We start from the raw sequence: 22,473 nt of genomic DNA, 5'->3' as shown, positions 1-22,473 counted from the left end.
GTCCGAAGAAAAAAGCCAGGATATCAGAAACACAACCCACATAAGGTATTTCCTAATCTTATCAGGCAGGATTTTTCTGCACCGGATGCAAACCAGCGCTGGTGTACCGATTTTACATATTTGTTTTTAAAAGACGGAAGCGTACGCTATAACTGTGCCATTTTGGATTTGCATGACCGAAGTATCATTTCCAGTATTACAGACAAAGAGATCACAAGTGACCTTGCAATAAGAACTTTGAAGAAAGCTCTCCCGTCACAGCCTAAAATAAAAGGGGAACTGATTCTTCATAGCGATCAAGGATCTCAATATACATCTCATGCATTTACAAGCTATTGTGAATCTGTAGGAGTGACTCAGAGTATGAGCAAGGCAGGCTATCCTTATGACAATGCACCAATGGAGCGTTATTACAATACATTGAAAAATGAACTGATTTATCAGCATGAATATAAAACAGACGAGGAACTAAACGTAGCAATTGAAGAGTATGCATACACATGGTACAACCATGTAAGACCTCATTCATACAATGGTTACAAGACACCATTTGAAGCTAGATATAGTAAGTGAGATGATTTAGGGTGTGGTGTTACAAAAATGCTTGACCACAACACTTTAAAGAAGCTATATATTATATGATAAGAAGAACAAAGTCTGAGTTCCTCATACTCTCGCGACTGGAATGTACTCGAAGGAACTCAGACTTTGCCGTGCCAGATGGGTGTCGCTGTCTTTTAGCTGTCGCTGTTTTTTAGCTGTCGCTGTTTTTTAGCTGTCGCTGTCTTTTAGCGACTATCTTCCTTACCCATCTGTGTGCATCCTGTGCCCTAAAAAAGACCGCTTGTTTTCAATAAAACGGCGGCCTTCTCCATACTGCCTGCTTACTTTCCATTAATCAGTTTATTAATCTTATCCATCACATACACCACATCTTCTTCATGTCGTATGGCACACATAACCGTATCGTCCCCTGCAATAGAACCAACAATTCCATTAATGCTTAAACTGTCTAACGCTGCGGCAACTGCCATAGCCATACCGGCAACGGTTTTTATCACAAGAATATTCTGTGCAGAATCCATAGAGACAAGCCCGTCCGATAAGACACGGACATATTTCTCATATAAGCCGGACTCCTGATTCTGCAGGATAATATACTTCTGGCGGTTGCCTTCCACTGAAACTTTCGTTAATTTCAGCTCACGGATATCACGTGAAATCGTTGCCTGTGTTACATTGTACCCGGCAGCATTTAAACGGTCTGCTAACTCTTCCTGAGTTTCTATGTCAAATTTATTAATTAATTCAATGATTTTGGTCTGTCTTCCAACTTTCATTTATTCACATCCTTTCTGTTCCAAGTTTATTCTTCAATATATCAAAATAGCTGTTTTCCACGATTTTAATCATTTTCGTACATTCTTGTGCCTTTTTAATCTCGATTACATCACCAGATTTTAACTTTTCCGCTTCACATCCATCAAAGTAAACAAGAACTTCATCCTGCATGGATTCCCTTCTTTGCCCGATTTCCAACCGAATCCGGTCCTCCGAAGAGATTACAAAACTGCTTTGATTTAGGGAATGCGGGCATATTGGCGTAACAGCCAATGCATTGATTCCTGGTTTCATAACTGGTCCACCAGCCGACAGGTTATAACCGGTAGATCCAGTAGGAGTTGATACAATAAGTCCATCTGCAACATATGTATCGATCAGCAAATCATTGATATATAAATGCATCACAACAACACGGCATTGTCCTCCTCTGGAAATGACAATATCATTTAATGCATGATCTCTTTTCCCCATCTTGCCACTTGAAGTAATCGAACCGTATAGCATAATCCGTTTCTCCAGAGTACATTCATTCTGAAATACCTTTTCCAGTGCAAACCGGATGTTATGAGGTTCTATTTCTGCCAGATAGCCAACCGTTCCCATATTTACTCCTAAAATCGGAATATCCAGATGAAGCAGATCCTTTGCCGCATGAAGTATCGTGCCATCTCCCCCCAATACAATGGCACACTCCGTATCTTCTGGTATTTCTTCTGCTTTCGTAAAACTGTCACATCTCTCACTGCTTGTGTGTGAGGTCAAAAAACAGGTTTTCCCACGACTTTCAATATAGTCTATAATTGCCTGTGCTGTATGATGATTACTATCTTTTTCACTGTTTACAATGATGCAAAAGCGTTCCATAACCTTCTCCTACCTTTATTATTTATCCATTTGCCAACTGGCTGTGAGACTTTTTCACAAGTTCCCTGATTTCTGTGTCCCAGTCGCTGTTTTCTTCTCCAGATAATTTTAAATGCAGTAAATACTCTATATTTCCCTCTGGCCCTTTAATTGGCGAGTAATCTAATTCACATGGAACAAATCCTATGCTTCTTGCATAATCAATGACTGATCTGATAACTTCCATATGAACTTTTTCATCACGTACAACGCCTTTTTTTCCAACTTTCTCTCTTCCGGCTTCAAACTGGGGCTTAATCAGGCAGACTGTTTCGCCGTCTTCTGCCAGCAGATTTTTCACAGGAAGAAGTACCTTTGTTAAAGAAATAAAAGCTACATCAATAGACACAAAAGATGCCAGTTCTCCAATATCTTCTGGCGTAACATAACGGATATTGGTTTTCTCCATACTGACAACTCTTTCATCCTGGCGAAGCTTCCAGGCAAGCTGATTGGTACCCACATCAATAGCAAACACTTTTCTTGCACCATTCTGAAGCATGCAGTCCGTAAAACCGCCAGTAGAAGATCCCACATCTATACAAACCTTGTCTTCTAATGTGAAATCCCACTGTTCCATAGCTTTCTCTAATTTGTAACCACCACGGCTGACATATTTCATAACCGCACCTTTAACTTCAATTTGTGCTTTATCATCAAATGTCATACCTGCTTTGTCTTCTCGCTGTCCATTGACAAATACGTTTCCCGACATAATAATTGCCTTTGCCTTTTCCCTGGACTGAGCCAGGCCATGTCTTACTAGCAATATATCTAAACGTTCTTTCATAAACTCTCTAAAATCCTTTCCACAATGGAATCTGCATCCATTCCAATTTCTTTATAAAGCTCATCTACGTCACCATGTTCAACGAATTTGTCTGGAACACTGATATTTAACATTTTTATCGCATTTTTCCCTGACTCTTTCAGATAAGACGCAACATGTTCGCCATACCCGCCCCGTTTTACATTGTCTTCCATACAAACAATGATTTTATGATTAACTGTAATGGAATCCATCATTTCTGTATCAATGGGCTTTACAAATCTTGCATTTACCAGAGAGACCTGATACCCTTGGAGTTTCAGCCTCCCTCGTACCTGTACTGCCGTTTTTACCATGTTTCCTACTGCCACCAGCACAATCTCCTGTTCCTTATAAATCCATTCACTTTTTCCATACTTTAGCGTATCCTGATATTCATTTAAACCATCGTACACGTTTCCTCTTGGATAACGGATGGCAATAGGACCGCCAAAATCGGCACAGTACTCTAGCATCTCTTTAAATTCCTTCTTGTTCTTTGGTGCAATAACTGTCATATTGGGGATAGCAGACAAAAAGGACAAATCAAACACACCCTGATGGGTTTCTCCGTCTTTCCCTACTAAACCCGCACGGTCAATGGCAAATACCACTGGTGCTTTATTAATACAGGTGTCGTGCAGAATCTGGTCATACGCCCTCTGTAAAAAGGAAGAATAAATGGCCACAAATGGTTTACATCCTTGCAAAGCAAGCCCAGTAGCAAAAGATACTGCATGTTCTTCAGCGATTCCTACATCAAAACAGCGTTCTGGATACGCCTTCTGAAATCTGGCAAGTCCTGTTCCTGATGGCATAGCTGCTGTAATAGCAACGATATTTTCTCTCTTCTTCGCCAATTCCAGCATAGTATCCGCATACACATCTGTATAAGTTTCTGCCCTCTCTTGTAATTTGTTCTCTCCACTTTTTACATAAAACGGATCAACCCCATGAAATCTGGATGGATTTTCTTCTGCCTTTATATATCCTTTTCCCTTTTTGGTTATAACATGAACAATACATGCACCGTCAACCTTAGATGCCGTCTTAAAGGCTTTCATCATATGGGCAATGTTATGGCCATCAATAGGCCCGATATAAGTCAGTCCCATATCTTCAAATAACATGCCTGGAATCATAAGGCGTTTAATAGAATCTTTAGAACGCTTGATTTTATCCGCGATCCTCTCTCCCGCTGGGGTTTTTGCCAAAGCATAATAGACGTCATCCTTTAATTCCTGGTATTTTCGGTTTGTTCTGATTTTTCCCAGATACAAAGCCATGCCACCTACATTTTCTGAAATGGACATATTATTATCGTTCAGTACAATCATCAGGTTCGATTTTAGCCTGGCCGCATTATTAAGTGCTTCATAAGCCATGCCGCCAGATAAAGCCCCATCTCCGATAACTGCTGCTACTTTATTATTTTTCTGTTCAATATCACGGGCTACTGCCATACCAAGTGCTATTGATATGGAAGTGGAACTATGTCCCGTATCACAAGCATCACAATCGCTTTCTTTTCGCTTTGGAAATCCAGAAAGCCCTTTGTATTTTCTTAATGAGTCAAATCCTTCCTGCCTTCCAGTCAGAATCTTATGGGTGTAAGACTGATGCCCCACATCCCATACCAGTTTATCTTCTGGAAAATCAAGAAATAAATGTAATGCCATTGTTAATTCTACTGCACCTAAATTAGAAGCCAGATGCCCTCCTGTTTTACTGATTTTATCCATTAGAAAACATCTTATCTCCTGTGCAAGCTGTTTATATTCACTAGGATCTATATCCTTTATATCGTTTGCTTTCTTAATCTTTTCTGTTAATATTTTAGACAAATTTCCACCTCATCTGGTCAATTCATGCGGTGAACTAGCATGTTTATTAAGTTCTCAATAAAAGCACTTTCTATTGGAAGAGTGTGTAAAATGCGAACGGCTTCGACAGATAAATCCTTTACTGCCTGCCGGGACTGTTCCAGTCCTTTTAACGTTACATATGTGGTTTTATGATTTTTTTCATCACTTAGAACGGATTTTCCCAGCACTTCTTCCGTACTTGTCACATCTAAAATATCATCTTGTATCTGAAATGCCATCCCTATATTTCTGGCAATTTTTTCAACGCTGCTTATGCTATCATTGTCGGCCCCTGCCATGCAGGCTCCAATCATCATAGATGCTTCAATCAAAGCACTTGTTTTTAACCGATATATAAAATCAAGCTGTTCTTTTGACAATGGCTTGTCTGTATTTTCCACATCTACCACCTGGCCACCAATCATACCATAAATCCCCGCTTTACTGGCTAAAATCTGCAATGCACGATTGCCCATTCTGGTTTGCCTGTAAGCTTCTTTTTCATCAATCCTGCCTTTAGCCAGTTTCTCATCTACAAGATCATGAAATTTTAGTGCTGTCTCAAATGCATAGTTCAAAAGAGCATCACCAGCCAATACGCCAATTGCTTCTCCAAACACCACATGGGTTGTTTTTCTACCTCTGCGGTAATCATCATCATCCATGGCTGGTAAATCATCATGAACCAGCGAATAAGTGTGTATCATTTCCATTGCCGCCATAAACGGCATAACATACGAAAAATCTTCGCCCCCAAATAATCGATATGTTTCTAAGATAAAAATAGGCCTAAGGCGTTTCCCACCTGCATTTACACTATAATTGGCAGCTTCCATAATCACTTTCTGCTGACCTTCTTCTTTTGGCAAATAGGCTTTTAATGCCTGTTCGACCATCTCTAAATCTTTTTCCATCTGTACTTGAAAATCCACGATTACGAATCCCTTTCTGATAATACTGTTAATTTTTTTTCTACCTTATCAATAGAGTCGTTGCATTTTTTCAGAAGTTTCATACCTTCATTGTACAGCCCGAAAGAATCCTCCAGGCTTAAGTCATCTTGTTCTAAACGTGTAATAATGGTATTCAGTTCTTCAAAAGAATCCTCCAGACTCTTTTCTGCTTTTGCCATATAAGCCTCCCAAATGTCATTACATGCTATCTTTTTTCTTGGGTTACTGCAACTGCCACCGCCTGTATTTTCCCATCTGTAACGGCAATTGTAACAGCATCACCCTGTTTTATGGTTTTAACAGTCTTCACCGCATTTCCCTGTCCATCTGTCACAAAAGAATATCCTTTGCTTAGCTTTTCAAGTGGTGATAACCCTTTCATTTTCTCTATATATAATGCAAGCTGATGTTTCTTCTTCTCTAAAACCTGTTTCATTCTGTCATTTAACTTTTCTTCCAGATCACTTGCATACTGCCTGTGCTGCTGGATCTGAAATGCCGGACTCTGGTGTGCCAGCCTTAATCGGCAGTTATCCAGCTGATAACGCTTTTCTTGAATCTTTCTTTCCATAAGACGAAACAGATTGGTTTCGTAATCTTCAAGAACAGCAAATACTTCCTGAATATTGCATACTGCAAGTTCTGCTCCTGCTGACGGAGTAGGTGCCCGCAGGTCAGCAGCAAAGTCGGCAATGGTTGTGTCCGTTTCATGGCCTACCGCTGATATTACCGGGGTTTTGCACTGAAACAGTGCCCGTGCCACGCTTTCCTCATTAAAGGCCCATAAATCTTCTATGGAACCCCCGCCTCTTCCTACGATAAGCACGTCCAGTTTCAGTGCATCTAATGTTTTAATTCCTTCTACAATGGTCTGGGCTGCTCCTTCTCCCTGCACTTTGGCAGGATAAAGAATCAGTTCTGCATATGGATTACGTCTCGCTGCTATGTTCACAATATCCTGAATGGCAGCTCCTGTGCTTGCTGTAACAATACCAATTTTTTTTGCATAGAACGGAATCGGCTTTTTATGTTCCTTGGAAAATAAACCTTCCTGCTCCAGGCTTTTCTTTAGCTGTTCAAACTTCTCATATAGGGAACCTAATCCATCCAGTATAATTTCACTGGCATACAGCTGGTATTTTCCATCCCGCTCATACACGCTGATATTGCCAAATACAATTATGTTCTGCCCTTCTGTCATACGGAAACGAAGTCCGGAACGCTGGCCAGCAAACATGACACATGCCATCTGGCTTTTTTCATCCTTCAAGGTAAAGTAAATGTGTCCTGAAGTGTGGTACTTAAGATTGGATACTTCCCCCTTTACATATATTCTGTTAAGGGCATAATCGGACAGAAACATGTTTTTTATATATTGATTTATTTTTGAAACGGTATACGCATTTCGTTTTTCCATGTAATCCACTCACCATCTGCTGTTTATTAAGCTTACTGTTTTATTCTTGGAACTTATTCCTTGTCTGCCAGTTTTGCTAAAATACCATTTACAAAACTGCGGGAATGGTCTTCCCCATATTTCTTCGCCAATTCAACTGCTTCATTGATTGCAACTCCAACAGGAATTTCATCGTCATATTTCATTTCATAAATCGCAATACGTAAAATAGTCAAATCTACTTTACCCATACGGTTCAGTCTCCATCCTTTTGAGACTGAATCCACCATTTCATCAATCTCCGGTATTTTTTCTAAAACTGCACGAAAACGGTCTGTCACTTCGGAAATCTGTTCCTTAGCCGGAGTCTTTTCTAAGTTGTCAAAATACAGCCCAATCTGCTCGTCCAATTCCTCTTCTTTATAAAACTCCTTATGAAACAGCATACGAAATAAATGCTCTCTAATCTCCCGTCTACTCATGAACGTTCCTCCTGAAATCAATCTTAGTTTTCTCTTTTTAATAGTATAGCCGAAACACGCATAAACAACCCTCAAACATTACATTCAAGGGTTGTTTCTATTATATTCTATTTATCTGAATATAGAAAGATCAAAATTATGATTCTTGATTAATATTTACTCCTGCAATCCTAACATTTACTTCTGTAACATTTAGTCCTGTCATATTCTCGATTGCAGCCTTTACCTTTTCCTGTACGGTTCTGGATGTTTCAGGAATACTATAGCCATATTTCATTGTCAAAGCCATATCTACTGCAACGTTTTGTGCTGTAACTTCTACTTTAACTCCCTTGGATAAATTCTTCATTCCAAGTTTGCTGACAAGCTCATTGGTAATATTGCCAGCCATTGCTTCTACCCCTTCTGCTTCTGTAGCAGCCAGTCCTGCGATAATAGCAACCACTTCATCGGCAATATGAACAGAGCCAATGCTGCCATCATTAAGTTTCTTATAGTTTCCTTGATTATCTGGTTCTTTCACCAATTTGACTACCTCCTAAAAGTATCTTTTACTTCATTCAGAAGAATCCTCTTGAATCATTATAACAAAAGATCCGTTTTTTGCAAATAAAAAATTATGTATCCTATTTTTCCACAACTCCCACTGGTGTAATCACAATTTTATCTGCACAAATACCAGTTTTTCTCTTTACAATATCTTCAATCTGAGCCATCTGCTGCTCCGTCAGATTCTCTGCATTGATTAAAACATCTGCACCATCATCTACACAGCTGATTACAACATCTTTAAATCCTTTTGCTTCTAACAGGATTTCAGCAGCACTTTCTTTTTCTGCTAAGTCTGTCATTTTGATAATACTGCTGATTGCAGACTGTTTCTGGGACTCTGTCACGTTAGCGTTATTTACTACATCCATTAATGTTTCTTTATTTTTCGCTCTTGTCTGCTCTCTTGTTATTTTAGCAGAACTAAAAAAATCAGCATGAATGGTATTGCTTACTAAAACTGCATCGCCTGCTGTGCCATCTTCTTTTGCTACATCTACTGCTGCATCAGCTTTCGAAGCAGAATCATTGGCAATATCCTCTGCAGAAATATCTGCAAATTCATCTTTTACAGCATCATCGGTCATGGTGCTTTTCGAAGCAGGATCACTTGTTACTAATGGATCTGCGGTTACCTTGGTACTAGCAGCGTCTTTGGCTCCATCCATGTCTAAATACAGCTGGTTATCAAGTACCTGCCCATCGTCATTCACGCCTGTCGACTGGTCTGCCACTGTCTGTGCATCTTTGTGTAAACTTAAAAAGTTTTTGCTGTTGCCCTGAGATAATTTTAAGTAGCCAGCTACCATTATCATGAGAACCAGTGCTGTGATGATTACTTGATTGTTTTTTAATATCTTTTTCACAATACCTCCATTCTTGTGCTTTATCCTGTCGGACAGCACTTATATCATCTTCATCACTTTAATTTTATGTGCTGGTACATGAAATAATACCTGTACCGCACCGTTTATTTCATTAATTATTTTCGCATTATCACCTCCTCTTGCAATCACTAATACCCCCTCTACTTCTGGCTCTAATTCCTTGATTACATAGGGCGAAGTTTCTCCCTGGCCAGACTGGGACATTACCGTTTCTTCTGATTTACTGGTATCAGACTCCGTTCGTGTACCCCCTTTCGCATCTGTCTGCGAATTGGATGTCTGCTGGCTGGTATTGTCTTTTAAGGCAACTTGTTCTTTTGAAGATTTCAGCGTAATCATAACTTGTACCTCCCCGATCCCTTTTACTTTCCGTAGAGTATTTTCCAGTCTTCTCTCCATATTCTTAGTAAATGCATCTGCAGAATCTACATTGGAAACCGAAACATCTCCAATCGTATTGGATTTTATTCCATGCTGTTTTCCAGAACTGTCTCCAATATGAAGCAGTCCCGGAGCCGATAACAGAATCAGGGCAATTCCAGCTGTGATTGCCGTAATAATCTTTGGCAATCCTATTTCTTTAATGGAAAATGGTTTCTTGAAACCTTTATCTTCTTTCATTTTCCACATCCTCCTCTACTTGAATTTTAATCTTAGAAGCATCCATTCCATACATATTGGCAATATCCACTATTGCTTCTTTTGTTTCCAATGTATCCGTAACCTTTTTTTCTATATTTTCTTTTGTTCCTATCTTAATTTCTGGAATCTCTACTTTCTCAATAGCACTTGCTTGCGCTGATTCTTCTTCTGCCCCCTTTTTGCACAGAACTTCAATATTTTGAACCTGTCCAAAGGAATCGCTCTCTATGGAATCATCAATGGTTACTTTTACCTCTGTTGCATTATAATCATAGTTTTCCATTACGGAACAGACCTGAGCGGCAATGGTATCCTGATACTGTCTAAGCACTGCATCACTTTGTTTAAGTTCTGCTGCCATAATATCCTCTGATTCTGCCTGGCTAACCTCATATAACTGGTTTTTCTGTAAATTTAAATCCAGCTGTGCCTGAGCTCCAGACAGTTTTATCAGCGGATTTAATACAATCAGGATCATTACTAGGCCACTAAACATTTCTATATATTTTTTATAGCTGCTTTTTCCGAGCATAGACATAAGAACAGATAAAACCAGATAATAAGCAAGCACATTGCGTACTAATTCTTTTAATACTCCCATATATCTCCCCCCTTTATGTCAGACTGGACGTTGAAGTCACAATGACTATGGTAAACAAAAACAATACTGCTGCCACCATCACTACAGACATTAAAAGCTTAGCACTTTTGGCAGCCGCATTGATACAGTTTAGAATACGCTTATCTGAGATAGGCTGTACAATAGCAGCACCAAAAGAATAAATGAGCTGATATATTGCCAGCTTAATAACTGGTACTAGACAGATGACGATTATTACAATCAGTCCCGCAGCCCCTATTGCATTTTTTATTAACAGACTTGCCTGTAAAATGCTTTCCGTCGCCACACGCATGGTATTGCCTACGCCTGGAAGTGCCTGTGCAGTCTTTAACAGAACAGATTTTTTTACTTGATCGGTAACAGGAATAATCAGATTCTGTATCACACTAATTCCAATTACCGCTGCCAGAACAGTTTTCAATGCCCAGGATATGATCTTTTCAAGAAACTCCGACATTTTCGATAACATATCCTGCTTGGTAATGTTATTGGCTAACAGCAATACAAAATAAACATTTATCATTGGCAGAATAATATGAATCAGCAGAAAATCTACGATTGTAATGACTCCCAGTGTGGTTTCGTAAAAAAACATAGATGTTTTGCTGCCTGTTGCAAAAGCAATTCCCATGGCATATGTAGGAAGCAGGGACATCATAAAGTCTTTCAGATTATCAAGGGCAGTTCCTGCGATTGCAGATATTTTATAAAATGTAGCAGTCAGCAGCGTAAACAGCAATAGATAAGTTACATAAAAACCTGTTTCCGCAATCTGGCTGTCTTTAAATACATTGGTAAAACTGGTGAATATCGCTGCAACGATGGCAATCCCTACTAATTGTACAATTGAGCCTCTTTCTTTTCTTAACTGTCCCAGAAAAACATTGCCTGTATCTTCAAGAATCGTTTTTACATTAAAATGCTTTTCTCCTTTTATAAAACCTTGCACATAATCTTTGAAATTAAAGTCTGTCCCATCCAGATTCCCTATCTGAATGTCATCGATTGCTTTCTGGATCTCACCATAATCCAGACTGTCCTGAAACTCCAAAACAATATCAGGACTTTCCGGCATGTCTTTTGCCGTTGCGGCAATCCTCTCTCCTTGTCCTAGAATAATCCAGAAAAAGAAGCAGCTATAAATAAGTATACGCAGTTTTCTTCTCATAACTTCTCCTTGCAGATTAAGCAGATGATTATGCCAGAAAATCACTAATGGTATCCAGAAGCGATAAGATAATTGGCATGCTCATGGATAAAATCGTTAGTTTTCCTACAATTGATATTTGATTAGAAAGTGCATCATGACCTGCATCTTTACATAGGGAGGCAGAAAATTCTGCTATATAAGTAATTCCAATCATTTTCAGCAGAATGGCGATAAAAGTTGGGCTTATTGAAATATATCCTTCTAATTTATCCACGATCGCCATTATGCTCTTTATTTTGGTTACTCCCATCGCAAATATGATCAAACAGGCACTTATGCTTATGTATAGGCCATATTCTGGCCTTCTCCCCTTAAACTGTACTGCAGCTATTGCCGCAATAAGCCCAAGCAGTGCTATTTTAACCATTGTATCACCTGCTATATTTGAAATAAATTTTCTATGGTCCGGAAAAGCTGTGCAATATAAGGCACAATCCACCATAGTACAAGCAGTAATCCTGCCAGGCCTGCAAGGGATGCCTGCTCATCTCTTCCATATTGCTTTAGAAGCTGGCAAAGCACCGATACTAATATTCCAACTGCTGCTATTTTGAAAATAATTGTGATTGACATAAATGGTTCAAACCTTTCTTTCTCATTTTCTCTCTTTCATTTCAGATCATCACGATGGTAATAAAGATTCCCGCCATAATTCCTAATACGTTATACAGTTTTGTTCTTTCTTTTGCAACACTTGCCTGGTCATTAATCTCCTCCTGAAGCTGATTCAAGTACAAATCAATGGTATTAACCTGCATTTCCCTGTCCATATATCCTAAAGTATCCCCAAACCTTATAAGGCCCTCTTTATCATTTCCTGTTAGACTGGTATCCTTTAAATCACTCCAGACGCTTTTCCCCCATATTTCTGAAAATGTCCCGCCTTTGCTTTGATAAAGCTGCTCGGATACATGGTGCAAAAAAGCATGAAAAGCCCCAGGGCTTCTGCTTGCCAGATTACTGATCGCTTCTGGAAGAGGCGTTCCTCCATAACGGATATCTCCTCGCAATATAGTAACGTATTTTTTCAGTTCTCGAAGCTGTTTTACCCTTACATTCATTTCATTGCTAAAATAAAACCCTAATGCAGAGCATGATACTATCGTAAGAATTGCTCCCAATATTTTTAACAGCATTCTGTTCTCCTTTCTAAGCTGTTTGCCCCCCGGAACAATACTGTTCCACGGCTGTCACAAACAGACTCAATAAACCCAATGCTTTTTTTCGCATTTAAAACCACAAACCGTTCAAATATTTTTTCTTTCACCAACCTGCCTATTAATGGTTTTGCTAAAATATCATCAACAGAATTTCCATGAACTGTTGCAAGCATTTTACAGCCACAGTTTATGACATATTCTAAGGCCTGCATATCTTCCTTAACCCCTATTTCGTCTACTGCAATTACTTCTGGTGACATGGATCGTATTAGCATCATCATGCCAACTGCTTTTGGACAGCAGTCAAGAATATCTGTACGCATTCCTAAATCATTTTGTGGCACTCCCATATAACAGGCTCCAATCTCAGAACGCTCATCTACCACACCAATTGCCAGTCCAGGTATCTTTGAATTTCCATTCGATAACTGACGGATTGCATCACGAAGAAGTGTTGTCTTTCCTCCTCCAGGAGGTGAAATGATCAAGGTATGGCATACCTTTCCATCTTCTATAATGTAAGGAAGAATCGGAGTAGCACATCCTTTTACCTGATGCGACAAGCGAATGTTTACAAAAGAAATATGTTTTAGATTTTTCACTCTATCACCGTCTGTTATAGCTTTCCCTGCTACCCCAACTCTATGTCCCCCTTGTATGGTAATAAATCCTTGCCTGATTTCATCTTCAAAAGCATATAAGGAATAATTGCTTATGTACTCCATCGTTTCTCTTAATTCATTCTGACTCACAATATAGGCTTCTTCCCTAGTAGAGCCAAATCCTTGCTGCTTGCTGATAAAATATTCTTTGTTTTTGTATATTACAATCAAAGGTTTATTGACACGTAACCGTATTTCCTGTAAATAGGAAAAATCTATATTGCTTTCATCCATGATTTTTCTTAAATTCAGTGATAATACTTTTAGAATCTCATCTTTCTTTTCCATGCTCGTCTCCCTTCTTAACCTTTCTAAAATATATGTAATATTCAGAATAATATAACTTGAAATTATATTCTTTCTATAATATGATGGTAAAAAGAAAATACAGATACATAACAAATACCTGATTGGAGAATCCTTATGAAAAAAGAAATTACTGGTCACACCGTACTTACTGCTCTGCTTGGAAGTCCTGTATCCCACAGCATTTCCCCACAGATGCACAACGAAAGTTTTCGCATGCTTGGGCTGGATTATGTGTATTTAGCCTTTGACATTTCCTTAGACCATTTAAAAACTACAATAGAAACCTTAAAACACATGCAGGCAAGAGGCTGCAATCTGACGATGCCTCATAAAAACCTTGTCTGTGAGTATGTAGATCATCTGTCCCCTGCTGCCAAATTAAGCCATTCCGTAAATACAGTGGTAAATGACAATGGCATTTTAACAGGACACACTACAGATGGTATTGGTTACATGAAGGCTGTTGAAGATGCCGGACATTCTATTATCGGCAAAAAAATGACCTTGCTGGGTGCAGGTGGTGCTTCTTCTTCTGTTTTAGTCCAGGCAGCACTTGATGGCGTAAAGGAAATTGATGTGTTTAATAGACGTGGAGAGAATTTTAACAAAGCCCAGAAACTCATTGACCGTTTAAACCAGGAAACTGGCTGCCACGTATCTCTTTATGACTTAGAAGATGAAAAACAGCTTTCTGACAGCATCCAGGAAAGTGCCATCTTAACCAATGGAACTAGTGTGGGAATGCACCCTAATGAGGACGGATGCCTAATAAAGAATCTTGATGTCTTCCGTAATGATCTGATTGTATCAGATTTAATTTACAATCCTAGAGAAACGAAACTTATGAGACTGGCAAAAGAACGAGGTTCCCAGACCTTTAACGGTTTATACATGCTTTTATATCAGGGGGCTGCTGCATTTGAATTATGGACAGGACATCCAATGCCCGTAGATCACATTAAGAAACGATACTTTTCAGAATAAAACAGACAGGTTACTATTTATTTAGATTTCAAAAGGCGCTGGCTTTCTGTAACCAAAAGCCAACGCCTTATTTTTTTTTCCTTCCTAATTAGCCATCCAGTCCTGCCGGCGGATTTCCACCCGTTTGATTTTTCCACTAGTCGTTTTAGGCAAATCCTTTACGAATTCTACGATTCTAGGTCTTTTATAACTAGCCAGATTTTCATTTATGTATCCAAAGATTTCTTTCTTAAGCAGTTCTGTTGCAAGTACTCCTTTTGTCAAAACAATGGAGGCTTTAATCGCCTGGCCTCTTGTTTTATCCGGAACGGAGGTAACTGCACATTCTAATACATAAGGAAGTTTCATTAATTCACTTTCAATTTCAAATGGTCCTACACGATATCCTGAGGCTTTGATTAAGTCATCAATCCTGCCCTCGTACCACAAATAACCGTCTTCGTCCCATCTCGCCTGATCTCCTGTATGATAATAGCCATCATGCCACTGCTGTGCCGTTTTTTCTTCCTCATTATAATAACCAGTAAACAAACCGTTTGGAGCACCATCCGCAGTACGAATCACAATTTCTCCCGCTTCCCCAACTGGACAAAGATTTCCCTCTTTATCCATGACAGCAACATCATACAATGGGTTAGGTTTTCCCATAGCGCCCGGTTTGGGTTCCATTCCCTGAATGGCACCTAAAACCATCGTAGTTTCCGTCTGGCCATAGCCTTCATAAATCATATGCCCTGTTGCCTCATAAAATTTATAAAATACTTCTGCATTCAATGCTTCTCCAGCCGTAGTTACATGCTGTAATGAAGATAAATCATAATCTTTCAGATTCATACGAATCAGCACCCGATACATGGTCGGCGGTGCACAAAATGTAGTGATTTTATATTTCTCCACCATATGCAGAATATCCTTTGCACTAAAAGCATCAAAATCATACACGAAAATCCCTGCTTCACAAAGCCATTGTCCATATATTTTTCCCCACATGGCTTTTGCCCAGCCTGTATCAGAAATCGTTAAATGCAGGCCATCCGGATCCACCTGGTTCCAGTATCTTGCTGTTACAAAATGCCCTAGCGGATAGCGGAAATTATGTGCCGCCAGTTTAGCATGAATGCTTGTCCCGGACGTAAATATCATAAGGGCGATATCCTCTCCAGACATTTTTTCTTCTTGGGAAACCGGTCTTTCAAACTTATCCGAAAACTGTTCCATTTCTTCATTGAAATTACGCCAGCCCTCTCTAGAAGCTCCAACAATTATCTTTTCTTTTAACATACCTACTGTCCGGTCTGCTTTTTCAATATATTCCGCTATTTTTCCACTGTCAGATGCCACTACATAATGTACATCAGCTGCCTGGAAACGGTATTCATAATCCTGTTCTACCAAGAGGCTGGATGCCGGGATTGCAACTGCACCTATCTTATGCAGTGCAAGCATGCAAAACCAGAACTGGTAATGACGCTTCAGAACAAGCATGACTTTATCACCTTTTCGTATCCCGAGGCTTTTAAAATAATTCGCCGTTTTAGATGAATAGGCAGCTATTTCTTTAAACGTAAACCTCCGTTCTTTTTTCGTGTTAGAAATATGTAATAAAGCAAGCTTGTCTGGACATTTTTTTGCCAGCTCATCCATTATGTCATAAGCAAAATTAAAATCTTTGTCATTTTGAAATGTAATCTTTTTTAATTCACCATTGCTGTTCTCTTGCGTAACTACATATTTATGTATTATCGCATCGCTACTTAACGGTTTAATCATTCAATTCCACCTTCATCTTCCATTGTTCATTCAAATCTGATTTCCATTGTAGTATAACTTTTTAACCACTAAATGTCAAGGTTTCCAAAACTATATATAATAGTTCATAATATCAATATACAGTTCAAAAAATGGCGCAAACCACAAGATATCTTAATTCTTATGATTTGCGCCACTGTTCTTTCTGATTATGCCTGAATCAAAATTAAACTCTCTTAAGGTATTCGCCTGTACGAGTATCAATACTGATTCTATCACCTGTTTCAACAAATAAAGGAACCAATACGGAAGCACCTGTTTCAACAGTAGCAGGTTTTGTAGCACCTGTTGCGGTATCTCCTTTGAAACCTGGTTCTGTATCCGTAATTTCCAGCTCTACAAATAGAGGCGGTTCAATAGCAAATACCTCGCCATTATGGGAAAGCATTTTAACCATTTCGTTTTCTTTTACAAATTTTAAGGAATCTCCAATAGAATCCTCGTTTAAAGCGATCTGGTCAAAAGTCTCAACATCCATGAAGTTGTATAATTCGCCATCGCTGTAAAGATACTGCATATCTTTCTTTTCAATATGAGCCTGTGGGCATTTTTCTGTTGGACGGAAAGTTTTTTCCACAACACCGCCATTCTTGATGTTTTTTAATTTTGTACGAACGAAAGCAGCACCTTTACCTGGTTTTACATGCTGGAATTCAATAATCTGATAAACGTTGTTATCATATTCAATCGTAAGGCCGTTTCTAAAATCGCCTGCTGATACCATATTAAATAGTCCTCCTTATATTTGACTCATTCCTCTGTTTGCAACGAATCATGCTATGCAAAAACTTACTCTTATTTTGCACTCTTAATTTAGTTTATAATAAACGAACAGATTTTTCAACCTTTTTTTACGAGGTATCTTATCTTTCAAACAGATTCTATAATTCAATCAGATTTTTTGGCGAATTGGTATAATTTACTGCTCCTGCTTCTGTTACACAGATCAGATCTTCAATACGGACCCCGCCAAAACCTTCTACATAAATCCCCGGCTCTACAGTAACTACCATATTCGACTGTATTATTTTCTGTTCTTTTGGAGAAAGCCTTGGATTTTCATGAATATAAAGGCCAACACCGTGGCCCAGTCCATGTCCGAAGCAGCCTTCGTATCCAGCTTCATAAATGCGTTTTCTTGCCACATTATCTATTTCACATCCTGTATAGCCAGCTTTTATAAACTCCAATGCTGCCATCTGTGCATCCAAAACCAGCTGGTAAATGTTTTTCTGTTCTACGGATGCTTTTCCCACTACGATTGTACGTGTCATATCTGAGCAGTATCCTTGATATACACAGCCAAAATCCATCGTCAGAAAATCCCCCTGCTGAATTTTCCTGCTGGTTGGAACAGCATGTGGCATAGCAGAATTCACACCAGAGGCAACAATCGTATCAAAGCTAAGATTTTCTGCACCATTTGATTTTAAATAATATTCAATTAACGCTGCTACTTCAAGTTCTGTCATCCCAGGTTTTATCTTTCCTAAAATTTTATCAAATGCATAGTCACCTATTTTTTCTGCCTGGGCAATTCTCTCAAGTTCCCAAGGCTCTTTTATGCTTCGAAGCTGTGAAACCTCATCTTTCATAGATACCAGACGTTTTACATTCAGATTATTTTTTAACTCTTCATAATCATAATAACTCAGGTTCTGTCCTTCAAATGCCAAGGTTTCTATATTTTCTTCCTGAATCAGCAGATTAATGGCTTCTTCATAGGAACTGTCAATCTCAAATACCTCGTATTCCCTGCTTTCATTTTCTGCCTGTATGGTATAACGAAAATCTGTTAAAATTACTTTCCTGTTTTCTGTTAAAAACAAATAACCATTAGCCCCTGTAAATCCACTTAAGTATCTCATATTACAGCCATCTGAAATAAGCAGTCCCTCTACAGCATATTGTCTCATAATTTCTAAAATCTTATTATCTATATCCATACACCTTTCCTCTAATCCCTGTTATTGTTTTCTTGGTCCTTCTCACACATCATTTTAAAATTACGTGCAATATCCTCCACAATTTCCTCTACTGTTTTTTCGTCCACATCCAGCACCATGTGTGCGCCGTATTCATAAATAGGATCTCTGTATTCTAATAAATCTGCTATTTTTCCAGACACATTGTCTCCTTGAAGCAGTGGTCTTGCAGTATCTCCCTTTAACCGTTCTTCCACTGTACTGCCTTTCACTCTTAAATATACGACAAAGCCGTTCTTCTTTAAGATATCAGCATTTTCTTCTCTAAGCGGCAGTCCTCCTCCCGTCGAAACAACGGTTTCCTCTGCTATTTCCATCAGTTTTTTTACGGTTTCTGTTTCCAGATTACGGAAATACTGTTCTCCGTACTGTGCAAAAATCTCTGCAACTGACATTTTCGCATGGTCTTCAATATAGCTGTCTGTATCCAGGAAACGGTATTTCAATGCTTTTGCCAGTTCTTTTCCTGCTGTTGATTTACCACATCCCATAAATCCTATAAGAACAACTGTTTTTTTCATGTCCTCATCCCCCACTGGTTCTTTTATAAAAGTGCAGCACTGCTTTTTCTAAATACCGCTTTAAAACAATCTGAATTTCTTCTTTGGGATTCATTGGTTTTACAAGAATATTTGGCATCCCAAGCCTTTTTGCACCAAATACATCTGTAAAAAGCTGATCTCCTATAAAGACTGTTGTCTTTAAATCTGTGCCCATCAGCTCCATGGCTTTCTGGTAATTCTTCCTTGACGGTTTGTGTGCATCATAAATGTACAGTACATTCACATCTTTGTTAAATCTTTCTACCCTTTCCTGCTTATTATTAGAAAGGAGGCAGATTTGAAAACCAGTTTTCTTTAACCTCTCCATCAGTTCAATGGAGCGCTTGTCTGCATCAAATCCATGTGGCACCAGTGTGTTATCAATATCAAATATAATTCCCCGGACTCCGCTCTGGTACAATTCTTCAAAGTCAATGACATAAGCAGAATCCACCCATTTATCTGGATAAAATTTTTTAAACATGGAACCTCCAATTACTATCTAGCTAGCATGCTGCTTCTTCTTCCTCAACATACATATAGCTTATATTATATCAACTTTTTCTTTAAAATACAAATCAAAAAAGAGAGAGCATTGGAAACTTTTCAAAACAAAAGCACTTAAATTTGCCTTTCCATGACTAGCAAGCAAAAGTTTGATTTCACATTTTTGTAAAATTCATGTATAATAAGAACTAAAACGAAAGAAAGTCAGGTGACATTATGGCATTAGATGGTATCGTAATCGCAAATGTAGTAAAAGAATTAAACGACACTTTAACAGGTGGCCGTATTAATAAAATAGCCCAGCCAGAGAAAGACGAACTCTTATTGACAATAAAAAACAGACGTGAACAGTACAAGCTTTTGATTTCTGCTGGTGCAAGCCTTCCCCTTATCTATCTGACAGAAGACAACAAACCGAGTCCTATGACTGCACCTAATTTCTGCATGCTTTTAAGAAAGCATTTGAACAGTGCCAAAATCCTTAGCATTACACAGCCTAGCCTTGAGCGTATTGTTGACATTACAATTGAACATTTAAACGAATTGGGAGATGTCTGTGTGAAGCATCTTATTGTCGAATTAATGGGAAAACACAGCAATATTATTTTTATAGATGATACTATGAAAATCATAGACAGCATTAAACACATTTCTGCATTAGTCAGTTCTGTCCGTGAAGTTTTGCCAGGACGTAAATACTTTATTCCAGAAACACAGCACAAGCATAACCCGTTTGAAGTCACGCTTCCAGTATTCCAAAATGAAGTTCTGACAAAACCTATGAAACTGAATAAGGCAATTTACACTTCCCTAACTGGTTTCAGTCCTTTGATTGCCAACGAATTATGCCACCGTGCCAGCTTAGATGGAGAACAGGAAACGGCATCTGTAAGGGAAAGCGAAGGAATTCATCTGTTTCAGAATATTAAGTATTTTCTTGAAGACATTGAACATGGAGACTTTGCTCCAAACATCGTATACGACAATGGTAATCCTGTCGAATTTTCTTCTACTAAGCTTACTTGTTATGAAGAAAAAGAAAGCAGTACATTCTCTTCTATTTCACAAGTACTGCGTGAATATTACCAGATGAAAGATATCGTCACAAGAATCCGCCAGAAGTCCACAGACCTTCGAAAGATTGTATCTACTGCCTTAGAACGTAACCGTAAGAAATACGATTTACAGGCTAAGCAGCTAAAAGATACAGAAAAGCGGGACAAATTCAAAGTCTATGGCGAATTGCTTACAACATACGGCTATGAAGCAAAATCTGGCGATAACTCTTTAACCTGTATCAATTTCTATGATGATAAGGAAATCACCATTCCTTTAGAGGAAACTATGACTGCAATGGAAAATGCGAAGAAATATTTTGACCGTTACAGCAAACTGAAACGTACCTTCGAGGCAGTTACCATTCAAATGAAGGAAACCCAGGAGGAAATCGAACATCTGGAATCCATAAGCAATGCTTTAGACATTGCTCTCTCAGAAGAGGATCTGGTTTCTTTGAAAGAAGAATTGATTCAATATGGTTATATGAAACGTAAATACACCAATGGAAAGAGCCAAAAACAGAAAACAGCTAAAATAGCCAGCAGGCCTCTCCATTTTCTTTCTTCCGACGGTTTTCATATTTATGTTGGCAAAAACAATTTCCAAAACGACGAACTGACCTTTAAGTTTGCACAGGGAAATGACTGGTGGTTCCACGCTAAGGGCATTGCCGGTTCCCACGTTGTAGTAAAGACCAATGGCGAAGAACTGCCGGATCGTGTTTACGAAGAAGCTGGCCAGCTTGCAGCCTACTATTCCAAAGGGAAAGATATGGATAAAGTAGAAATTGATTATACAGAAAAGAAACATGTGAAAAAGCCAAACGGCAGCAAACCTGGTTTTGTAGTTTACTACACCAATTATTCTTTAATGGCAAGACCAGTACTTACAGGATTAACACAGATTTCTGATTAAATAATATGGAGGGGCTTTATGATTTTAGCAGATTACCACGTGCATACTGATTTTTCAAGTGATTCAAAATCTCCCATGGAGGATATGGTGAAACAAGCCATCGCTCTTGGACTGAATCGAATCTGTTTTACAGATCATATGGATTTCGATTTTCCGAAACAATATGAAATGCGTTTTGTATTTGATGCAGATAAGTATCTGGACCAGATAAAACTTTTGCAGCAGAAATATCCGCAGATTCAGATTTTAAAAGGAATCGAGTGCGGCATGCAGACAGGTCTCGGCAAACAATTCGAAGATTTAATACATGCATATGATTTCGATTTTGTAATTAACTCCTGTCATGTACTTTTTAATATGGATCCTTATTACCCTGAGTTTTGGGAAAACCGCAGTGAGAAAGAAGGAGTTACTGCTTATTTTGAGCAAATTCTTGCTAATATAAAAGAGTTTCAGAATTTCGACACTTGCGGACACCTTGACTATGTAATTCGATATTCTCCCTCAAAAGGCAGTGCATTTTCTCCAGCAGATTATTGGGACATTTTAGATGAGATCTTAAAAACAGCAATCGAGACAGGCAAAGGAATTGAAGCAAACACCTCCGGCTATAAATACGGTCTTGGCACTCCTCATCCACGGCCTGAAATTATCAGACGTTACAAAGAGCTTGGTGGTGAAATAATCACCATTGGTTCTGACGGCCACCAGCCCCCACATATAGCTTATGATTTTAAAAAAGCTGAAGAATTATTAAAAGAAATCGGATTCCGATACTATACCGTCTTTGAAAACAGAAAACCAGTGTTTTTAGAATTAGATTAAGAGAAAAAGACATCTGTCCAGTAACTGCATCATACTTGGATAGATGTCTTTACTT

26 protein-coding genes are annotated in these 22,473 nt (G+C 38.7%); 4 read left to right on the top strand and 22 right to left on the bottom strand.

From position 1 onward, the window contains the following. The coding region (locus BMY85_RS04305; protein ID WP_143066319.1) for an IS3 family transposase at positions 1–573 on the top strand (573 nt) is incomplete at its 5' end. 311 nt (positions 574–884) lie between these two features. On the opposite strand, the gene argR is transcribed toward BMY85_RS04305, so the two are convergent. The 17 genes from argR to spoIIIAA form a co-directional block, all read right to left on the bottom strand. Then, entirely contained in the window at positions 885–1,340 is a 456-nt protein-coding gene (gene argR, locus BMY85_RS04300; protein WP_092476801.1) for an arginine repressor, read from the bottom strand. Positions 1,341–1,344: 4 nt separating this feature from the next. Beyond that, positions 1,345–2,208, bottom strand: coding sequence for an NAD(+)/NADH kinase (locus BMY85_RS04295; protein ID WP_092476799.1), 864 nt, complete (start codon positions 2,206–2,208; stop codon positions 1,345–1,347). Positions 2,209–2,230: 22 nt separating this feature from the next. Next, positions 2,231–3,037 carry a TlyA family RNA methyltransferase gene (locus BMY85_RS04290; RefSeq protein ID WP_092476798.1) on the bottom strand — a complete coding sequence of 269 codons (807 nt, stop codon included), beginning with the start codon at positions 3,035–3,037 and terminating at the stop codon, positions 2,231–2,233. Further along, the gene (gene dxs / locus BMY85_RS04285) at positions 3,034–4,890 is read right to left on the bottom strand and encodes a 1-deoxy-D-xylulose-5-phosphate synthase (protein ID WP_092476838.1); all 1,857 of its coding nucleotides are present in this window, start codon (positions 4,888–4,890) and stop codon (positions 3,034–3,036) included. Before dxs ends, BMY85_RS04290 begins: the two co-directional genes overlap by 4 nt. Before the next feature lie 26 nt (positions 4,891–4,916). Further along, positions 4,917–5,852 (bottom strand): polyprenyl synthetase family protein, encoded by a 936-nt coding sequence (locus BMY85_RS04280; protein WP_092476796.1) that lies wholly within the window; start codon positions 5,850–5,852, stop codon positions 4,917–4,919. A 2-nt stretch (positions 5,853–5,854) separates the two neighbouring features. Further along, positions 5,855–6,052: an exodeoxyribonuclease VII small subunit gene (xseB, locus tag BMY85_RS04275; RefSeq protein WP_092476794.1), complete on the bottom strand. Its 198-nt coding sequence runs from the start codon at positions 6,050–6,052 to the stop codon at positions 5,855–5,857. A 26-nt stretch (positions 6,053–6,078) separates the two neighbouring features. Next, on the bottom strand, positions 6,079–7,290 hold the full coding sequence (xseA, locus tag BMY85_RS04270) for an exodeoxyribonuclease VII large subunit (RefSeq protein ID WP_092476836.1): 1,212 nt from the start codon (positions 7,288–7,290) through the stop codon (positions 6,079–6,081). Positions 7,291–7,343: 53 nt separating this feature from the next. Further along, on the bottom strand, positions 7,344–7,751 hold the full coding sequence (nusB, locus tag BMY85_RS04265; protein ID WP_092476792.1) for a transcription antitermination factor NusB: 408 nt from the start codon (positions 7,749–7,751) through the stop codon (positions 7,344–7,346). A gap of 136 nt (positions 7,752–7,887) precedes the next feature. Then, positions 7,888–8,274: an Asp23/Gls24 family envelope stress response protein gene (locus tag BMY85_RS04260; RefSeq protein ID WP_092476834.1), complete on the bottom strand. Its 387-nt coding sequence runs from the start codon at positions 8,272–8,274 to the stop codon at positions 7,888–7,890. A 103-nt stretch (positions 8,275–8,377) separates the two neighbouring features. Next, on the bottom strand, positions 8,378–9,166 hold the full coding sequence (locus BMY85_RS04255; protein WP_092476790.1) for a SpoIIIAH-like family protein: 789 nt from the start codon (positions 9,164–9,166) through the stop codon (positions 8,378–8,380). 39 nt (positions 9,167–9,205) lie between these two features. Next, positions 9,206–9,808 carry a hypothetical protein gene (locus BMY85_RS04250; protein WP_092476788.1) on the bottom strand — a complete coding sequence of 201 codons (603 nt, stop codon included), beginning with the start codon at positions 9,806–9,808 and terminating at the stop codon, positions 9,206–9,208. After that, complete coding sequence (locus tag BMY85_RS04245; protein ID WP_092476786.1) at positions 9,795–10,430, bottom strand: stage III sporulation protein AF; 636 nt, start codon at positions 10,428–10,430, stop codon at positions 9,795–9,797. Before BMY85_RS04245 ends, BMY85_RS04250 begins: the two co-directional genes overlap by 14 nt. A 13-nt stretch (positions 10,431–10,443) precedes the next feature. After that, positions 10,444–11,619, bottom strand: a complete 1,176-nt coding sequence (locus BMY85_RS04240) for a stage III sporulation protein AE (protein ID WP_092476784.1) — start codon at positions 11,617–11,619, stop codon at positions 10,444–10,446. 28 nt (positions 11,620–11,647) lie between these two features. Continuing rightward, entirely contained in the window at positions 11,648–12,028 is a 381-nt protein-coding gene (locus tag BMY85_RS04235; protein WP_242939667.1) for a stage III sporulation AC/AD family protein, read from the bottom strand. 11 nt (positions 12,029–12,039) lie between these two features. After that, on the bottom strand, positions 12,040–12,234 hold the full coding sequence (spoIIIAC, locus tag BMY85_RS04230; RefSeq protein ID WP_092476832.1) for a stage III sporulation protein AC: 195 nt from the start codon (positions 12,232–12,234) through the stop codon (positions 12,040–12,042). 41 nt (positions 12,235–12,275) lie between these two features. Beyond that, a complete protein-coding gene (locus tag BMY85_RS04225) occupies positions 12,276–12,797 on the bottom strand; it encodes a stage III sporulation protein AB (protein WP_092476780.1) in 522 nt (173 codons plus the stop codon). Then, positions 12,788–13,771 (bottom strand): stage III sporulation protein AA, encoded by a 984-nt coding sequence (gene spoIIIAA / locus BMY85_RS04220; protein WP_092476778.1) that lies wholly within the window; start codon positions 13,769–13,771, stop codon positions 12,788–12,790. The genes BMY85_RS04225 and spoIIIAA overlap by 10 nt, the downstream gene beginning before the upstream one ends. 135 nt (positions 13,772–13,906) lie before the next feature. Here spoIIIAA and aroE point away from each other — a divergent pair, with 135 nt between their 5' ends. Then, positions 13,907–14,776 carry a shikimate dehydrogenase gene (gene aroE, locus BMY85_RS04215; RefSeq protein WP_092476776.1) on the top strand — a complete coding sequence of 290 codons (870 nt, stop codon included), beginning with the start codon at positions 13,907–13,909 and terminating at the stop codon, positions 14,774–14,776. Between the two features lie 84 nt (positions 14,777–14,860). Here the strand turns inward: aroE and BMY85_RS04210 are convergent, their stop codons facing one another. From BMY85_RS04210 to BMY85_RS04190, 5 genes are all read right to left on the bottom strand, one after another. Next, positions 14,861–16,546, bottom strand: coding sequence for an AMP-binding protein (locus BMY85_RS04210; RefSeq protein WP_092476774.1), 1,686 nt, complete (start codon positions 16,544–16,546; stop codon positions 14,861–14,863). A 205-nt stretch (positions 16,547–16,751) separates the two neighbouring features. Further along, on the bottom strand, positions 16,752–17,309 hold the full coding sequence (efp, locus tag BMY85_RS04205) for an elongation factor P (protein WP_092476772.1): 558 nt from the start codon (positions 17,307–17,309) through the stop codon (positions 16,752–16,754). A 157-nt stretch (positions 17,310–17,466) separates the two neighbouring features. Further along, entirely contained in the window at positions 17,467–18,531 is a 1,065-nt protein-coding gene (locus BMY85_RS04200; protein ID WP_242939666.1) for a M24 family metallopeptidase, read from the bottom strand. Positions 18,532–18,542: 11 nt separating this feature from the next. Beyond that, positions 18,543–19,091, bottom strand: coding sequence for a shikimate kinase (locus BMY85_RS04195; protein WP_092476770.1), 549 nt, complete (start codon positions 19,089–19,091; stop codon positions 18,543–18,545). A 4-nt stretch (positions 19,092–19,095) separates the two neighbouring features. Further along, positions 19,096–19,596, bottom strand: a complete 501-nt coding sequence (locus tag BMY85_RS04190) for a YqeG family HAD IIIA-type phosphatase (RefSeq protein ID WP_092476768.1) — start codon at positions 19,594–19,596, stop codon at positions 19,096–19,098. A 239-nt stretch (positions 19,597–19,835) separates the two neighbouring features. Here BMY85_RS04190 and BMY85_RS04185 point away from each other — a divergent pair, with 239 nt between their 5' ends. Then, positions 19,836–21,593: an Rqc2 family fibronectin-binding protein gene (locus tag BMY85_RS04185; protein WP_092476765.1), complete on the top strand. Its 1,758-nt coding sequence runs from the start codon at positions 19,836–19,838 to the stop codon at positions 21,591–21,593. 18 nt (positions 21,594–21,611) lie between these two features. After that, positions 21,612–22,418, top strand: coding sequence for a histidinol-phosphatase HisJ family protein (locus BMY85_RS04180; RefSeq protein ID WP_242939665.1), 807 nt, complete (start codon positions 21,612–21,614; stop codon positions 22,416–22,418). The last annotated feature ends 55 nt before the right edge of the window (positions 22,419–22,473 follow it).

This window comes from [Clostridium] polysaccharolyticum (assembly GCF_900111595.1).
GTDB lineage: Bacteria > Bacillota > Clostridia > Lachnospirales > Lachnospiraceae > Clostridium_AI > Clostridium_AI polysaccharolyticum.
Note: the sequence above shows the minus strand (reverse complement) of the source record. Positions and strands in the feature narration are given on the sequence as shown.

Coding starts and splice junctions, on each gene's coding strand:
- argR (WP_092476801.1), bottom strand. CDS start 1,340: ATGAAAGTTGGAAGACAGACCAAAATCATTGAATTAATTAATAAATTT.
- BMY85_RS04295 (WP_092476799.1), bottom strand. CDS start 2,208: ATGGAACGCTTTTGCATCATTGTAAACAGTGAAAAAGATAGTAATCAT.
- BMY85_RS04290 (WP_092476798.1), bottom strand. CDS start 3,037: ATGAAAGAACGTTTAGATATATTGCTAGTAAGACATGGCCTGGCTCAG.
- xseB (WP_092476794.1), bottom strand. CDS start 6,052: ATGGCAAAAGCAGAAAAGAGTCTGGAGGATTCTTTTGAAGAACTGAAT.
- xseA (WP_092476836.1), bottom strand. CDS start 7,290: ATGGAAAAACGAAATGCGTATACCGTTTCAAAAATAAATCAATATATA.
- nusB (WP_092476792.1), bottom strand. CDS start 7,751: ATGAGTAGACGGGAGATTAGAGAGCATTTATTTCGTATGCTGTTTCAT.
- BMY85_RS04250 (WP_092476788.1), bottom strand. CDS start 9,808: ATGAAAGAAGATAAAGGTTTCAAGAAACCATTTTCCATTAAAGAAATA.
- BMY85_RS04245 (WP_092476786.1), bottom strand. CDS start 10,430: ATGGGAGTATTAAAAGAATTAGTACGCAATGTGCTTGCTTATTATCTG.
- BMY85_RS04240 (WP_092476784.1), bottom strand. CDS start 11,619: ATGAGAAGAAAACTGCGTATACTTATTTATAGCTGCTTCTTTTTCTGG.
- BMY85_RS04235 (WP_242939667.1), bottom strand. CDS start 12,028: ATGGTTAAAATAGCACTGCTTGGGCTTATTGCGGCAATAGCTGCAGTA.
- spoIIIAC (WP_092476832.1), bottom strand. CDS start 12,234: ATGTCAATCACAATTATTTTCAAAATAGCAGCAGTTGGAATATTAGTA.
- BMY85_RS04225 (WP_092476780.1), bottom strand. CDS start 12,797: ATGCTGTTAAAAATATTGGGAGCAATTCTTACGATAGTATCATGCTCT.
- spoIIIAA (WP_092476778.1), bottom strand. CDS start 13,771: ATGGAAAAGAAAGATGAGATTCTAAAAGTATTATCACTGAATTTAAGA.
- aroE (WP_092476776.1), top strand. CDS start 13,907: ATGAAAAAAGAAATTACTGGTCACACCGTACTTACTGCTCTGCTTGGA.
- BMY85_RS04210 (WP_092476774.1), bottom strand. CDS start 16,546: ATGATTAAACCGTTAAGTAGCGATGCGATAATACATAAATATGTAGTT.
- efp (WP_092476772.1), bottom strand. CDS start 17,309: ATGGTATCAGCAGGCGATTTTAGAAACGGCCTTACGATTGAATATGAT.
- BMY85_RS04200 (WP_242939666.1), bottom strand. CDS start 18,531: ATGGATATAGATAATAAGATTTTAGAAATTATGAGACAATATGCTGTA.
- BMY85_RS04195 (WP_092476770.1), bottom strand. CDS start 19,091: ATGAAAAAAACAGTTGTTCTTATAGGATTTATGGGATGTGGTAAATCA.
- BMY85_RS04190 (WP_092476768.1), bottom strand. CDS start 19,596: ATGTTTAAAAAATTTTATCCAGATAAATGGGTGGATTCTGCTTATGTC.
- BMY85_RS04185 (WP_092476765.1), top strand. CDS start 19,836: ATGGCATTAGATGGTATCGTAATCGCAAATGTAGTAAAAGAATTAAAC.
- BMY85_RS04180 (WP_242939665.1), top strand. CDS start 21,612: ATGATTTTAGCAGATTACCACGTGCATACTGATTTTTCAAGTGATTCA.